The sequence below is a fragment of the Pseudonocardia phyllosphaerae genome, from assembly GCF_046546475.1.
GTDB lineage: Bacteria > Actinomycetota > Actinomycetes > Mycobacteriales > Pseudonocardiaceae > Pseudonocardia > Pseudonocardia phyllosphaerae.
Window position 1 is genome coordinate 29,314 of record NZ_JBKGXS010000014.1, and the last position, 15,023, is coordinate 44,336.

At 73.3% G+C, this 15,023-nt stretch carries 12 protein-coding genes; 6 read left to right on the forward strand and 6 right to left on the reverse strand.

The window, feature by feature from the left end; all coding sequences use genetic code 11:
• Positions 1–56: 56 nt before the first annotated feature.
• On the reverse strand, positions 57–458 hold the full coding sequence (locus tag ACLE50_RS21700; protein WP_410945464.1) for a DoxX family protein: 402 nt from the start codon (positions 456–458) through the stop codon (positions 57–59).
• Positions 459–496: 38 nt separating this feature from the next.
• Complete coding sequence (locus ACLE50_RS21705) at positions 497–1,186, reverse strand: DUF2848 domain-containing protein (RefSeq protein ID WP_410945465.1); 690 nt, start codon at positions 1,184–1,186, stop codon at positions 497–499.
• A gap of 163 nt (positions 1,187–1,349) precedes the next feature.
• Here ACLE50_RS21705 and ACLE50_RS21710 point away from each other — a divergent pair, with 163 nt between their 5' ends.
• Positions 1,350–2,660 (forward strand): MFS transporter, encoded by a 1,311-nt coding sequence (locus ACLE50_RS21710; protein WP_410945466.1) that lies wholly within the window; start codon positions 1,350–1,352, stop codon positions 2,658–2,660.
• Between the two features lie 128 nt (positions 2,661–2,788).
• Here the strand turns inward: ACLE50_RS21710 and ACLE50_RS21715 are convergent, their stop codons facing one another.
• The 3 genes from ACLE50_RS21715 to ACLE50_RS21725 form a co-directional block, all read right to left on the reverse strand.
• Positions 2,789–7,864 carry an ATP-dependent helicase gene (locus tag ACLE50_RS21715; RefSeq protein ID WP_410945467.1) on the reverse strand — a complete coding sequence of 1,692 codons (5,076 nt, stop codon included), beginning with the start codon at positions 7,862–7,864 and terminating at the stop codon, positions 2,789–2,791.
• A gap of 76 nt (positions 7,865–7,940) precedes the next feature.
• The gene (locus tag ACLE50_RS21720; protein ID WP_410945468.1) at positions 7,941–8,438 is read right to left on the reverse strand and encodes a hypothetical protein; all 498 of its coding nucleotides are present in this window, start codon (positions 8,436–8,438) and stop codon (positions 7,941–7,943) included.
• A 56-nt stretch (positions 8,439–8,494) separates the two neighbouring features.
• Positions 8,495–8,680 (reverse strand): hypothetical protein, encoded by a 186-nt coding sequence (locus ACLE50_RS21725; protein WP_410945469.1) that lies wholly within the window; start codon positions 8,678–8,680, stop codon positions 8,495–8,497.
• 65 nt (positions 8,681–8,745) lie between these two features.
• Between ACLE50_RS21725 and ACLE50_RS21730 the strand changes: the two genes are divergently transcribed.
• From ACLE50_RS21730 to ACLE50_RS21740, 3 genes are all read left to right on the forward strand, one after another.
• Positions 8,746–8,940, forward strand: a complete 195-nt coding sequence (locus ACLE50_RS21730; RefSeq protein ID WP_410945470.1) for a DUF3046 domain-containing protein — start codon at positions 8,746–8,748, stop codon at positions 8,938–8,940.
• Between the two features lie 234 nt (positions 8,941–9,174).
• Complete coding sequence (recA, locus tag ACLE50_RS21735; RefSeq protein WP_410945471.1) at positions 9,175–10,230, forward strand: recombinase RecA; 1,056 nt, start codon at positions 9,175–9,177, stop codon at positions 10,228–10,230.
• A 2-nt stretch (positions 10,231–10,232) separates the two neighbouring features.
• A complete protein-coding gene (locus tag ACLE50_RS21740; protein ID WP_410945472.1) occupies positions 10,233–11,252 on the forward strand; it encodes a regulatory protein RecX in 1,020 nt (339 codons plus the stop codon).
• Positions 11,253–11,278: 26 nt separating this feature from the next.
• Here ACLE50_RS21740 and ACLE50_RS21745 read toward each other — a convergent pair whose 3' ends face one another.
• The gene (locus ACLE50_RS21745; RefSeq protein WP_410945473.1) at positions 11,279–12,238 is read right to left on the reverse strand and encodes a LysR family transcriptional regulator; all 960 of its coding nucleotides are present in this window, start codon (positions 12,236–12,238) and stop codon (positions 11,279–11,281) included.
• 82 nt (positions 12,239–12,320) lie between these two features.
• Between ACLE50_RS21745 and ACLE50_RS21750 the strand changes: the two genes are divergently transcribed.
• Both ACLE50_RS21750 and ACLE50_RS21755 read left to right on the forward strand, forming a co-directional pair.
• Positions 12,321–13,043, forward strand: coding sequence for a succinate dehydrogenase cytochrome b subunit (locus ACLE50_RS21750; RefSeq protein WP_410945515.1), 723 nt, complete (start codon positions 12,321–12,323; stop codon positions 13,041–13,043).
• 3 nt (positions 13,044–13,046) lie between these two features.
• Positions 13,047–15,014, forward strand: coding sequence for a fumarate reductase/succinate dehydrogenase flavoprotein subunit (locus ACLE50_RS21755; RefSeq protein WP_410945474.1), 1,968 nt, complete (start codon positions 13,047–13,049; stop codon positions 15,012–15,014).
• Positions 15,015–15,023 lie beyond the last annotated feature (9 nt).

Genomic DNA, 15,023 nt, shown 5'->3' on the forward strand with positions numbered 1-15,023 from the left:
CGGCAGCGGCACGGGCGTTCGGCGACAGTGTGACCGCCGATCGTCGGGAGGGCTCCCTACTTTCGTCGGGGGTTGTCGGGAGGCGTGGTGTTTCCGGCGCGGGCCACCCGCAGCGACCACAGGATCAGCGGGATCTGCAGCGGCAGCCGTCCCCAGCCGATCGCCCGGTACACCGGCTCCTTGCGGTTCCAGGCCAGCGCCATCGACACGTTCGCCGGGAAGACCGCGGTGAACAGCGCCACCGCGGCCCAGCCGCCGAGTCGGCGGGTGCGCGGGACGGCGAGTGCCGCGGCGACCCCGCCCTCGGCGACCCCGGAGGCGTAGGTCCAGAACCGGGGCGTGCCGGGCAGGTTCCGGGGGACGATCGTGTCGAACGGCTCCGGGCGGACGCCGTGCAGGACGGCGGCGGTGCCGAGCAGCCCGGCGAGGGCGACGGCGGTGCGGTCGGCGCGCTTCATGACCGTGATCGTCGCACCCGCCGGACGCCGCGGCGTGCTCAGCCGATCGGGTCCGGCAGCCGGTCGACCGTGTACGACGCGGTGATCGTCTCGCCGGTGCCGGGGTCGGCCAGCTCGACCGTCCACGCGTCGGCGAACTGGTCGACGCCCTCGAGCATCCGCACGGTGCCCGACAGCAGCACGGTTCCCGACAGCAGCCAGCCGCGCTCGGCCAGCACGTCGAGCCAGTACTGCGGGGTCAGCAGGTCACCCAGCGTCGCGTCCTGCACGAGCTCGGGCTCGGCGTCACCGTGCCGGACCCAGCCGCGCAGCGTGATCCCGTCGAGCCGGCCGGCGACGTCGGTGAGGCGCCAGGCCTTGCGCCCCAGTACGTCCGGGCTCGCGTTCTTGCTCCACGCGACGCCGTGCACCTCCAGCGCCCGGTCGGTGTGGTCGCAGGCGACGGTGAGCAGCGGGTCGGTGACGTCGTCGCCGAGGACCAGCGCCCACTCCGCCTCGCCGGACGTGCGGTCGTGCTGCGCGGGGACGGCGCCGGTCTGCGCGGCCAGGTACGTCGCGACCGGGTAGAGCGCGGGCACTGTCGACGGGCCGGGGACGCCCAGCTCGGCGAGCTCCGCGACGTGCGCGGCGACCTCGTCCTGGGCGCGGCCGGCGTACCCGGCGTTGAACACGCGGCGGACGTCGACGGTGCGGGTGCTGCCGTCGGGGAGCGAGAACTCGAGCGGCACGGGGCCTCCTGATCGGGCTGCGGGGCGGTCGGGCTGTAGCGGGTCGGGTGTGGGGTGTGACGGTCCGGTCACCGGTGCGTTCCGGGCCGTTCCCGACCCTTGCTCACCCACCGTGCACACCGCAACGATCGGTCGGTCCGCCGCCCCGCACCTCGGAGAGTCCATGAGCATCTCGTCCCGGCCGCCCGTCGAACGCCGCGACCTGCGCCGGGCGTTCCTGGCGAGCCTGTCCGGGACGTCGCTGGAGTGGTACGACTTCGCCGTCTACTCCGCGGCCGCCGCGCTGGTGTTCCCGCGGCTGTTCTTCCCGTCGTCGGACCCGCTGACCGGGGTCCTGCTGGCCTTCTCCACCTACGCCGTCGGCTACGTCTCGCGCCCGCTCGGCGGGGTCGTGTTCGGCCGCCTCGGTGACGTCATCGGCCGCAAGCAGGTGCTGGTCGCGACCCTGGTGCTGATCGGGGTCGCCACGTTCCTGATCGGTCTGCTCCCGACCTACGGCACGATCGGGGTGGCCGCACCGATCCTGCTGGTGCTGCTGCGGTTCGCCCAGGGCGTCGGGGTCGGCGGCGAGTGGGGCGGCGCGGTGTTGCTGTCGAGCGAGTTCGGTGAGCCGCGTAGGCGGGGGTTCTGGGCGTCCGCGGCGCAGATCGGCCCGCCGGCGGGAAACCTGCTGTCCAACGGGGTGCTGTCGCTGCTCACCGTGCTGCTGACCGACGTCCAGTTCCTCGACTGGGGCTGGCGGCTGGCGTTCCTGCTGTCGGCGGTACTCGTCGGGTTCGGGCTGTGGATCCGGCTGAAGCTCGAGGACACCCCGGTGTTCCGGGCGATCGCCGAGTCCGGGGACCGGTCGTCGGCCCCGGTGCAGGAGGTGTTCGCGACCGAGCTGCGCCCGCTGGTGTCCGGGGTGCTCAGCCGGGTCGGCCCGGACGTCGCCTACGCGCTGTTCACCGTGTTCGTGCTGACCTACGGCACGACGACGGCGGGCTTCTCCCGCTCCGAGGTCCTCGGCGCGATCCTGATCGGCTCGGCGCTGCAGCTGCCGTCGATCCCGCTGGCCGGGGCGCTGTCGGACCGGGTCAACCGCCGCCTGCTCTACGCCGTGGCCGCCGCCGGCGGGGTGGTGTGGCCGTTCGTGTTCTTCCCGCTGGTGGAGACGGGCTCGTTCGGGCTGCTGGTGCTCGCCGTCGCGGTGGGGCTGCTGCTGCACTCGCTGATGTACGGGCCGCAGGCGGCGTTCGTGACCGAGCAGTTCTCGCCGCGGCTGCGCTACACCGGCAGCTCGCTGGCCTACACGATCGCCGGCGTGGTCGGCGGGGCGGTCGCACCGCTGGCGTTCGCCGCACTCGCCGGCGGTTTCGGCAGCTGGGTGCCGGTCGCGGTCTACCTGGCCGTGGCGTGCCTGCTGACGCTCCTCGGGCTCGCGATCGGGCGGGACCCCGACCACGCCGAGGACGAGGCGTACCTGGCGCGGTGAGGACCGGCGGGCCCCCGGACGCCCGGCCGGTACTGCTCCGCCGCGCGGTACCGGTTCGCAGGGACGGCCGGGCGGCCTCGCCCCCGGCGGCGTGCCCGCAAAAGCGCGGGATCCGGTGCCGCGCGACCTCAGGCCCGCAACCGCAGCCCCTTCGGCGTGACCCGGAAACCGGCCTCGGTGAGCACCTCCGACAGGTCCGACGCCAGCGAGTCCTGCCCGTCGGCGCGCTCGACGGCGAGCGAACCCAGCCATCCCTCGTGCACCGCACCGGCGAGCGCCTCGGCTCCGGCGCGCAGCTCGTCGCGGGACCCGGTGAACGACAGCAGCGACTTCCCGCCGCGCTCCACGTACAGCGCCGGTGCCCCGTCGACCAGAACGACCAGTGCGCCCGCCTTCCGGCCGGGACGGTGCTTCGTCTCGCCGAGCGTGTCCGGCCACGGCAGCGCCGCGCCGTAGGGCTGCGCCGGGTCGGCGGCAGCCAGGACGACACGGGGCAGCGCCCGCCACGCGTCCCGCTGCGCGCGGGGCCCCGTGCCGGCCCCACCGTCGAACTCGTCATGCCGCCCGGCCCCGGAGCCGGGGAACATGCCGGGGCGGCGGAGGTCGTCGGGGACGTCGTCGGTGGCGCCGGCGTCGGGGAAGTCGCTGGAGTCTGTGATGTCCTCGGTGATGTCCTCGGTGAGGTCGACGAACCCGGCGTCGTCGCCGGGTGCCGGGTCAGCGGCGGTGTCCGTGCGTGTGGACGGTGCCGATCCCGGCCCTGATCCCTGCCCCGTGTCCGTGCCCGGATCCGACCTCGACGGACCCGACCCCGACGGGCCCGGCCCGTCCGGCCCCGCCAGCGCCCGCACCCGGTCGATCGCCCCGGGGACCGCGAACTGCGCCGCCCCGAGCCCCTCGACGACGTAGCCGCGCCGGCAGCGCCCGGACTCCTCCATCGCCCGCAGCACCTTGTAGACCGCCGCGAACCCGCCGGTCACCCGCTCGGTGCCGAGCGCACCGCGGGTCAGCACGCCGTGCCGCTCCAGGAACGCCTCGGCCATCGCGTGCGCCCGGCGCGTCGCGTCGGGCTCGCGCGGTACCGCGATCGACCAGCGCCCGCCCACCGACGGCGGCCCGGTCCGGCTCGGCATCGACGGCCTGCCCGCGCGCAGCTGCGCGTACCGGCCGCGCGGGCTGCGCCGCCCGGTGCGGTGCGCACCGCCCTGGCGTCCCGTCCCACCGCGTCGGTCGCCACCCCCGGAGAGCCGGGCCCGCAGCGGCCCGAGCGTGTCGTTGGTCAACGCCCCGGCCCAGACCAGGTCCCAGATCGCGCCGACGACGTCCTCGTCCGACGGCGCCGGTTCGTCCTGCTCGGTCAGCAGCATCCCGGCGCGGGTCGCGAGCTCGCGGAAGAACAGCGCCCCACCCGCGATCTCTCCGGCCTCCGGATCGGTCAGCGCCGCCGGATCGGGCAGGCCGAGCGCGGCGAGCACCGCGGCGTGCAGCGGCGTCCCCGCGGTGTCGAGGTCCGGGGCGGGCAGCAGCAGGTCGGCGACGTCGGACGGGGCCAGCGCCAGCCAGCCGTCGCGCCCGGCGAGCGCCCCGCAGCCGGCCCAGGTCACCTCACCGGCGGCGGTCAGCTCGTCGAGCAGGGCGGGGGTGTAGCCGGGCAGCCGCGCCGGAAGGATCAGCGACTCCACCCCGCTGGCCGGCAGCGGCGCCCCGGCCAGCTGCTCGACGACGCCGAGCACGTCCTCCGGTCCGGGCGCGCGCCGCACCCGCCCGCGGCGGCCGCCGTCGTGCACCGCGACGCCCTGCCACGCGGGCAGGAACCGGCCCAGCGCCCGCTGCTCGACCGGCTCCACCTCGTGCCGCAGCCGCGCCAGCGACGCCCGCCGCAGCCGGCGCAGCACCTCGGCGTCGCAGTACTCGGTCTCGCCTGCGCTCCCGGCCGGTAGTGCTGCCTGCGGGCGCAGCTCGCCCTTCACCAGCCGCCCGGTGCCGGTCAACCGGTCCAGCACGCCGGTGACGACCGCGACGCCCAGCCCGAACCGGGCCGCGATCTCGGCGGCGGTGAACGGGCCGTGCGTGCGCGCGTAGCGCAGGACCAGGTCGCCGAGCGGGTCGGTGACGGGCTCGGTGAACGCCTCCGGCACCCCGACCGGCAACGCGGCGCCCAGCGCATCGCGGATCCGGCCGGCGTCCTCGATGGCGATGAACCGCTCGTCGCCGGCGATCCGCACCCGCAGCGCCCGGCGGTCGCGCTCCAGCTGCGCGAACCACTCCGGTGCGACGCCGCGGGCCCGCCCGTCGGCCTCGGACAGGTCCCCGACGAACCGCAGCAGGTCCGCGGCGCCCTCGGCGTCGCGGGCGTGCCGATCGGGGTCGGTGCGCTGCAGTTGTGCCTCGACCTCGGCGAGCACCTCCGGGTCGAGCAGCTCGCGGATCGCCTCCGAGCCGAGCAGCTCGGCGAGCAGCGTCGAGTCCAGCGACAGCGCCGCGGCGCGGCGTTCGGCCAGCGGCGCGTCGGCCTCGTAGAGGAACATCCCGACGTAGCCGAACAGCAGGCTGCGCGCGAACGGCGACGGCTGCGACGTCTCGACCTCGACGACCTTGACCTTCCGCGCCCCGACGTCGCCCATGAGCTCGCGCAGCCCGGGCAGGTCGTAGACGTCCTGCACGCACTCGCGCATCGCCTCGAGCGTCACCGGGAACTGCTCGAACTTGCCCGCCACGCTCAGCAGCTGCGCCGAGCGCTGCCGCTGCTGCCACAGCGGGCTCCGCCGGCGCGGGTCGCGGCGGGGGAGCAGCAGCGCGCGGGCGGCGCACTCGCGGAACCGGGACGCGTAGAGCGCGGAGTTCCCCAGCTCACCGACGACGATCTGCTCGATCTCGGCCGGCTCCAGCAGCACGTCCTCGGCGGTCGGGACGACCTCGGCCCCGGACTCGTCGACGGCGTCGGGCAGCCGCAACACGATGCCGTCGTCCGCGCCGGACGCGCTCACCTCGACGCCGCGCCGTTCCCGCATCCGTGCCGCGATCGCCAGCGCCCACGGCCCGTTGACCTGGGCCCCGAACGGCGAGTGCACGACCAGGCGCCAGTCACCCAGCTCGTCACGGAACCGCTCGACCAGGATCGTCCGGTCGCTCGGCACGTGCCGGGTCGACTCGCGCTGTTCGCGCAGGTAGGACAGCAGGTTGTCCTGCGCCCACTCGTCGAGACCCGCGGTCGCGGCTCGTTCGCGTGCGGCCTCCTCGGCCAGCCCGGACATCTCCCGGACGAACGCGCCGACCGCACGGCCCAGCTCCAGCGGCCGCCCGATCGACTCGCCCTTCCAGAACGGCATCCGCGCCGGGACACCCGGCGCCGGGGTCACGATCACCCGGTCGTGGGTGATGTCCTCGACCCGCCACGACGACGTCCCGAGCAGGAAGGTGTCGCCGACCCGGGACTCGTAGACCATCTCCTCGTCGAGCTCACCGACCCGTGACCCGGCGCCGTCCGCCCCGCCCGGGGTCATCACGGTGAACAGCCCGCGGTCGGGGATCGTGCCGCCGGAGGTGACCGCGAGCCGCTGCGCGCCCGGCCGGCCCCGCAACTCGTCGGTCACCCGGTCCCAGGTGATCCGCGCCCGCAGCTCGCCGAACTCCTCCGACGGGTAGCGCCCGGCCAGCATGTCCAGCACCGAGTGCAGCGCGGAGTCCGGCAGCGCCGCGAACGGCGCCGCCCGGCGGATCGTGGCGGCCAGCTCCGGCACCGTCCACGTCTCCAGCGCGACCATCGCGACGACCTGCTGGGCCAGCACGTCGAGCGGGTTGCGCGGATAGCGCAGCGACTCGATCGACCCCGATGCCATGCGTTCCGCGACGACTGCGCAGGACACGAGGTCGCCCCGGAACTTCGGGAACACCACGCCCTCGGACACCGCGCCGACCTGGTGCCCGGCCCGGCCGACCCGCTGCAGCCCGGACGCCACCGACGGCGGCGCCTCCACCTGTACGACGAGGTCGACCGCGCCCATGTCGATGCCCAGCTCCAGGCTCGACGTCGCGATCACGCACGGCAGGACCCCGGACTTGAGCTCCTCCTCGACCAGTGTCCGCTGGTCGCGCGACATGGAGCCGTGGTGCGCCTTCGCCACGGTCGGCGCCGCGCCGCCGCCCACTCCGGACTGCCCGACGGCCTCCGCGGGGAACGCCGACGGCGGGTCGAGCACCGCCACCGGCGCTTCTCCGCATCCCTCGGCTGCTTCCAGCGCCGCGGCTTCCTGCTCGGCGGCCAGCTCGTTCAGCCGGGACGTCAGCCGTTCGGCCAGGCGCCGCGAGTTCGCGAACACGATCGTCGACCGGTGCTCACGGACCAGCCCGAGCAGCCGTTCCTCGACCGCGGGCCAGATCGACGGCCGCTGCGCGGTGCCCGCGGCCGACCCGACGACCTCCTCGTCGGTGCTGCCGGGTCCCGGACGCTCGTCGAGCGCGGCCAGGTCGGGCACCGGGACCTGCACCTCGACCTCGATCGTCTTCGGCGTCGCCGGCTGCACGACCTCGACCGGGCGGGCGCCGGACAGGAAGGTCGACACCTCGTCGACCGGCCGGACCGTCGCCGAGAGCCCGATGCGTTGCGGCGGGGATCCGGTCAGCTCCTCCAGCCGCTCCAGCGACAGGGCCAGGTGCGCGCCCCGCTTGGTGCCTGCGACGGCGTGCACCTCGTCGACGATCACCGTCTGCACGCCGCGCAGCGACTCTCGTGCGGCCGAGGTGAGCAGCAGGAACAGCGACTCCGGCGTCGTCACCAGCACGTCCGGCGGGGTCCGGGCGAAGCGGCGGCGCTCGTCGGCCGGGGTGTCGCCGGTCCGCATCCCGACGGTGACGTCCGGGACCGGCGCACCGAGCCGCTGCGCGGCCTGCCGGATGCCGGTCAGCGGGGAACGCAGGTTGCGCTGCACGTCGACCGCGAGCGCCTTGAGCGGTGAGACGTAGAGGACCCGGCAGCGGTGCCGGGCGTCCTCCGGCGGCGGCTCGGCGGCGAGCCGGTCCAGCGCCCACAGGAACGCCGCGAGGGTCTTGCCGGAACCGGTCGGGGCGACGACCAGCGCGTTGCGCCCCGCCTGCGCAGCCGACCAGGCGCCCTCCTGGGCGGCGGTGGGCGCGGCGAAGGCCCCCTCGAACCACTGCCGGGTGGCGGGGGAGAAGCCCTCGAGTGCGCTCACGCCGTCCATCATGCGCGGGGGGACCGACAGAATGCCGGGGGACCGGCGGTGACCAGCGGTTTCCGTGCCGGTCTCAGTGCCGGCGCGGTCAGCGCGCGGCGTCGGCGTGGGCGCGCGGCCAGACGTCGGCGCCGTCGGTGGCCGGGTACTCCGCGACCAGCGCGGCGACGGTCCAGACCATGCTCGCGAGGAAGTCGACACCGAGCGCGTCGATGTAGTGCGATGTCTCGCGCGCGTTGTCGGGGTCGACCAGCGGCGTGATCGTGTAGCGGGCCCGGGCGGCGTAACGCGGTCCCAGGTGCTCGCCGATCCAGGCCAGGGCACGGTCGCCGCGGTCGTCGGCGTCGGCGAGTGCGGTGCGGGCGGCGTCGAACCAGTCGGCGAGCACGAGGAACGCCAGGGACCAGCCGGGCGGGGTGGCGTCGGCCGGCACGTCCTCGTCGACGGCGGTGAGGCGACGGATCGCGAACCGGGCCGGGTCGGGACCGGGGCTCGCGAGCGTCTCGCGGACGGCACCCGCGAGGGTGTCCGAGACCAGCCGGTACGCCTCGGCCAGCTCGGCGTCGTCGCTGTCCGTCGCGGCCATGTCGGGCCTCCCGTGTCGGTTCCGTGCCGTGCCGGCGGGACCCTAGCCGGTGGGGGTCAGCGCCGACGCTGCTGGATCCACCAGCGGACGAGCACCACGAGCGCCGACAGCAGAGCCAGCAGGGACACGATCTGCCACGCCAGCGGCGACCCGATCCCGGTCGCCGACAGGACCTCGCCGGCGACGTCGGCCGGGGCGGCGGCGATGGTGACGAGCGCGGCACCCGTGAAGGGTTCGGACATATCGCCCACGGTACCCCCATCCGGCCGTCCCGGGGCGCCACGATGAGGCGACTACGCTGCCGGATGTGCGACTGAGCCACTTCCGCGAGCTGATGGAGGGCGAGTTCGGGCGGGTCCGGGCCGACTCCCTCTCCCGCGACCACGTGTTCGCCGAGCTGGACGGCCAGACGGTGGAGCAGGCGGTCGAGTCCGGCGTCGACCTCCGCCGGATCTGGCGCGTGGTCTGCGAGGCCTACGAGGTCCCTGCCGGTCGGCGGTGACTCGCCCGGGGTGACCGCTCGGCTCCTGCAGGTGCCCGGTCGGCGTGTCGTGTTCGACTCGAACACGCGTTCGCCCTACCGTCGTCTGCGGGACGTGTCGCTCCACACCCCGCCGAGTTGTCCACAGCTGCCGATCCGGCCGCCATAACTGTCGGTGGGACCCCATACCGTTGCGACGTGCCTCCCCGAAAGACCACAGCAGGCCCCGATCGCACAGCAGCGAGGAGTCAGGACATGTCCGCACCGGATCGCGAGAAGGCGCTCGAGCTCGCCCTCGCACAGATCGAGAAGAACCACGGCAAGGGGTCGGTGATGCGCCTGGGCGACCAGGCCCGCGTCCCGATCAGTGCCATCTCCACCGGGTCCATCGCCCTCGACGTGGCGCTCGGGGTCGGCGGCATCCCGCGCGGCCGGGTCGTGGAGATCTACGGCCCGGAGTCCAGCGGTAAGACGACCGTCGCGCTCCACGCGGTGGCGAACGCCCAGGCCGACGGCGGTGTCGCCGCGTTCATCGACGCGGAGCACGCGCTCGACCCGGAGTACGCCAAGGCCCTCGGCGTCGACACCGACGACCTGCTGGTCTCCCAGCCGGACACCGGTGAGCAGGCGCTGGAGATCGCCGACATGCTGATCCGCTCCGGCGCGATCGACCTCATCGTCATCGACTCGGTGGCCGCGCTCGTGCCGCGTGCCGAGATCGAGGGCGAGATGGGGGACAGCCACGTCGGTCTGCAGGCCCGGCTGATGAGCCAGGCGCTGCGGAAGATCACCGGCGCGCTGAGCACCTCGGGCACCACCGCGATCTTCATCAACCAGCTTCGCGAGAAGATCGGCGTGATGTTCGGGTCCCCCGAGACCACGACCGGTGGTAAGGCGCTGAAGTTCTACGCCTCGGTCCGCATGGACATCCGCCGGATCGAGACCCTGAAGGACGGCACCGACATGGTCGGCAGCCGGACCCGGGTCAAGGTCGTCAAGAACAAGGTGGCCCCGCCGTTCAAGCAGGCGGAGTTCGACGTGCTCTACGGCGTCGGCATCTCCAAGGAGGGTTCGCTGATCGACGTGGGCGTCGAGCAGGGAATCATCCGGAAGTCCGGTGCCTGGTACACCTACGAGGGCGACCAGATGGGCCAGGGCAAGGAGAACGCCCGGAAGTTCCTCAAGGAGAACCCCGACGTCGCCGCCGAGGTCGAGAAGCGGATCAAGGAGAAGCTCGGGATCGGCGCCGTCGTCGACGCCGAGGAGGACTCCACGTCGTCCGAGCCGCTGCCGGCCCCGGTCGACTTCTGAGCATGACCGGTCACACCGGGGGAGCGGGCGAGCCGGAGCGGTTCCGCGTCCTCTCCTTCGAGGGGCTGGCGGTCGACCCCGAGCCCGGCTCCGCGGAGCCGGGTGAGGACGCCGCCGGGGCCCCCGACGGCGCGGCCACCGGGAGCAGCGACGGCGCCGGCCCGGCAGCCCGCCGGGCCGACCCCTGGGCCGACGGTCTGCCGGAGCCGGAGGAGCCGGCTCGCCGGTACCGCGTGGCGTCGTTCGCCGGCCTCGAGAACAGCGGCGCAGGTGGAACCGGCAGCACCCGCCGCACCGGCCGCACCGAGACCGGCACCGACACCGACACCGGCAGCGGCGAGCCGACCGGCTCGGATGCAGTCATCGCCACCGGCCGTAGTGGCGGCGGGGGCGGCCGTGGCAGCGGCTCCGGCCGGAACGGCTCGCGCCGGCGCGGTGGCCGTGGCACCGGCACCGACACCGGCTCCGGCACCGGCGATGACCGGCAGGCCCCGCAGCGGACCCCGGCCGAGGAGGAGACGCGGGCCAAGGACATCTGCCTGCGGCTGCTCACCGACCGTGCCCGCACCGTCAAGGAGCTCCGGGACGCGCTGCTGCGCAAGGAGGTTCCCGAGGACGTCGCGGACGGCGTCCTGGCCCGGTTCGACGAGGTCGGCCTGGTCGATGACGCGGCGTTCGCCGACCAGTGGGTCCGGTCCCGGCACCGGCACCGCGGGCTCGGCCGCCGGGCGATCGCCCGGGAGCTGCACCGCAAGGGTGTCGACCGGGAGATCGCCGACGAGGCCCTCACCGGGATCGACGAGGACTCCGAGCGCGAACGGGCCCGGGAGCTGGTGTCGCGCAAGCTGCGGAGCCTGCCCGTCGGGACCCGCGAGGAGCGGCAGTCCACCGCCCGCAAGCTCGTCGGGATGCTGGCGCGCAAGGGCTACGGCCCCGGCGTCGCCTACGGCGTGGTCAAGGAGGAGATCGCCGCCGCGGGCGCCGACGCCGAGGAGCTGGGCGAGGCACCTCCGGAGGACTGAGCGCCGCCGGGCGGAGCCGCAGGAGCTCAGCCCAGCAGCTCGCGGCCCGACCCGTACCGGTGCAGCACCTGCACGTCGTTGGTGCCGTCGCGCAGCGAGTTCTCCGACATGTACTCCAGCAACGTGTCGGCGAAGGCGATCACCGCCGGCGTCGGCGCGATGTCCGCACGGCGGGCCACGGCGACCGTGCGGTGCAGGGCCGGGGTGAGCACCGTCCGCCGCAGCCGCGGCCGCCCGGCGAACACCAGGTCGGGCACCACGGCCACCCCGGTTCCCGCCTCGACCATGCGCAACACCGCGTCCATCTGCCCGCCCTCGACGGCGATCCGCGGCGTCACACCGGCCACCGCGTAGGCCCGCAGGGTGACCTCGCGCAGGTCGTAGCCCTTCCGCAGCATGATCAGGTCGTGCTTGGCCAGCTCGGCGACGGTGATCTGGCCACGTGCAGTCAGTGGGCGCCGGGCACGCGGGGAGGCCACCGAGAGTCGTTCACGCAGAAGGGGAGCGGTGTGCAGAGCCGAGTCGATGCCGTCCGGCGGGACGACGACCAGCGCCACGTCGAGCTCGTTGCGGACCAGCAGCGAGATCAGCGGCTGGGCGCCGTCCTCGGCCAGCTCGACGTCGATCTCCGGGTGGCGGGTGTGGAACACCCGCAGCACGTCGGCCAGCACGCCGATGCACAGCGACGGCGTCGCCCCGATCCGGACGCGCCCGCTGCGGAGCCCGACGAGCTCGGCCACGGTCGTCCGCACCATGTCGGAGTCGGCCAGCATCCGGCTCGCCAGCGGCAGCACCGCCTCGCCGGCCGGGGTCAGCGTCACGACCGTGCCGCGGTTCAGCAGCGGGGCGCCCAGCTCCTCCTCCAGTGCCCGCAGGGCCCGGCTCAGGGTCGGCTGAGCGACCCCTGCCTGATCCGCCGCACGAGTGAAGCTGCGCACATTCGCCACGGTGACGAAGTACATGAGCTGCTGAAGAGTCACCGGCATAGCCTACGGCTATGGGTCGTGGCACTGCGATGCATTGGACGGCAGGTGCCATCGGTATGTCCAATCGTCTGTCGTGGTCACCATGTCCGACAAGTCCCGGGCAGGCAGCGCAGCCGCGACTGCACGCAAGCCCCGGAAGAGGCGCACACCGAGCGCCCTGCTGAAGTTCGTGATGGCGCTGAGCGGGGTCCTGCTCCTGCTCTACGTCGTCCTCCACATGATCGGCAACCTGAAGATCTTCCTGGGTGGCCAGGCGATCGACGAGTACGCCGCGTACCTGCGCATGCTCCTCGAGCCGCTGGTGCCCTACGGCGGCGTGTTGTGGATCGTCCGCATCGTCCTGCTGGTGTCGGTGATCGCCCACATCTGGGCGGCGACCGTGCTCACCCTGCGGGCCCGAAAGGCGCGGCCGATCAAGTACGCAGGCGGCTCGCACCAGGTGAAGGGCAGCTACGCGGCCCGCACCATGCGGTGGGGCGGCGTGATCATCGCGCTGTTCGTGGTCTACCACCTGATGGACCTCACCGCGGGCTGGCTGAACCCGAACGGCGTCCACCTCGCCGTCAACGACAACGTGCACGCGGACTTCGCGCCCGGCCGCTGGTACGTGACCCTGTTCTACGTGATCGCCGTCGTCGCGCTGGGCTTCCACGTGCGCCACGGCATCTTCTCCGGAATGCAGACTCTCGGCTGGTCGAACAACAACCGGGAGCGGACCATCAAGGCAGTGGCCACCGTCGTCGCCGTCGTCCTGACGCTCGGCTTCGTCTCCGTGCCCCTCGCCGTCACGTTCGGAGTGGTCTGATCCATGACTGACGCCTCGTCCCACCACGTCACCTACAGCGACTACGCGACCGGCGAGCCGGTCGTCGACCGCGCCGCTCCCGAAGGTCCGATCGAGGACCGCTGGGAGAAGCGCAGGTTCAGCGTCAAGCTGGTCAACCCGGCCAACAAGCGGTCCAAGAAGGTCATCGTCGTCGGCTCCGGCCTGGCAGGCGGTGCCGCCTCGGCCACGCTCGGCGAGGCCGGCTACCAGGTCAAGACGTTCTGCTACCAGGACAGCCCCCGCCGCGCGCACTCGATCGCGGCCCAGGGCGGCATCAACGCGGCGAAGAACTACCGCAACGACGGCGACAGCGTCTACCGGCTGTTCTACGACACCGTGAAGGGTGGCGACTTCCGCGCCCGCGAGTCGAACGTGCACCGCCTGGCGGAGATCAGCCGCCAGATCATCGACCAGTGCGTCGCGCAGGGCGTCCCGTTCGCCCGCGACTACGGCGGCCTGCTCGACACCCGATCGTTCGGCGGCGTGCAGGTCTCCCGCACCTTCTACGCCCGCGGCCAGACGGGCCAGCAGCTGCTGCTCGGCGCGTACCAGGCCCTGGAGCGCCAGGTGCAGGCCGGCACCGTCGAGATGTTCACCCGGCACGAGATGCTCGAGCTGATCATGGTCGAGGGCCGGGCCCGCGGCATCGTCGCCCGCGACATGGTCACCGGCGAGATCGAGGTGCACACCGCCGACGCGGTCGTGCTCTGCTCCGGTGGCTACGGCAACGTCTTCTACCTGTCGACGAACGCCAAGGGCTGCAACGTCACCGCCTCCTGGCGTGCGCACCGCAAGGGCGCGCTGTTCGCCAACCCGTGCTTCACCCAGATCCACCCGACCTGCATCCCGGTCTCCGGCGACCACCAGTCGAAGCTGACCCTGATGTCGGAGTCGCTGCGCAACGACGGCCGCGTCTGGGTCCCGAAGCGCCTCGGCGACGACCGCGGGCCGAACGAGATCCCGCACGATGAACGCGACTACTTCCTCGAGCGGAAGTACCCGGCGTTCGGCAACCTGGTGCCCCGCGACATCGCCTCGCGTGCGGCCAAGGAGGTCTGCGACGAGAAGCGCGGCGTCGGCCCCGGCGGGCTCGGCGTCTACCTGGACTTCGACGACGCCATCCAGCGGCTCGGCCGCAAGGCCGTCGAGGCCAAGTACGGCAACCTCTTCGAGATGTACGAGCGGATCACGGGCGAGAACCCGTACGAGGTCCCGATGCGGATCTACCCCGCCGTGCACTACACGATGGGTGGCCTCTGGGTCGACTACGACCTGCAGTCCACGATCCCGGGGCTCTACGTCGGCGGCGAGGCCAACTTCTCCGACCACGGCGCGAACCGGCTCGGCGCCTCGGCGCTGATGCAGGGTCTGGCGGACGGCTACTTCGTCCTCCCGGTGACCATCGGCGACTACATCGCCAAGCACAACCTGGACCCGGTGCCCGACGACGCCCCGGAGATCCAGGAGGCCGTGCAGTCGGTGACCGACCGGATCGACCAGCTGCTGTCGATCAACGGCAACCGCACGGTGGACTCGTTCCACCGTGAGCTCGGCCAGATCATGTGGGACTACTGCGGCATGGAGCGGACCGAGGACGGCCTGCGCAAGGCGCTGGACCGCATCCCGGAGCTGCGCCGCGAGTTCTGGAACAACGTCAAGGTGCCGGGTACCGGTGCGGAGCTCAACCAGAGCCTGGAGAAGGCCGGCCGCGTCGCCGACTTCCTCGAGCTCGGGGAGCTCATGTGTCTCGACGCGCTGGTGCGTCGCGAGTCCTGCGGTGGGCACTTCCGGGCGGAGAGCCAGACCGAGGACGGCGAGGCGATGCGCGACGACGAGAACTTCTCCTTCACCTCGGCCTGGGAGTACACCGGCCGCGGGCAGGCACCCGTCCTGCACCAGGAGGAGCTCGTCTTCGACTACGTGCACCCGACCCAGCGCAGCTACAAGTAAGGCGAGCGA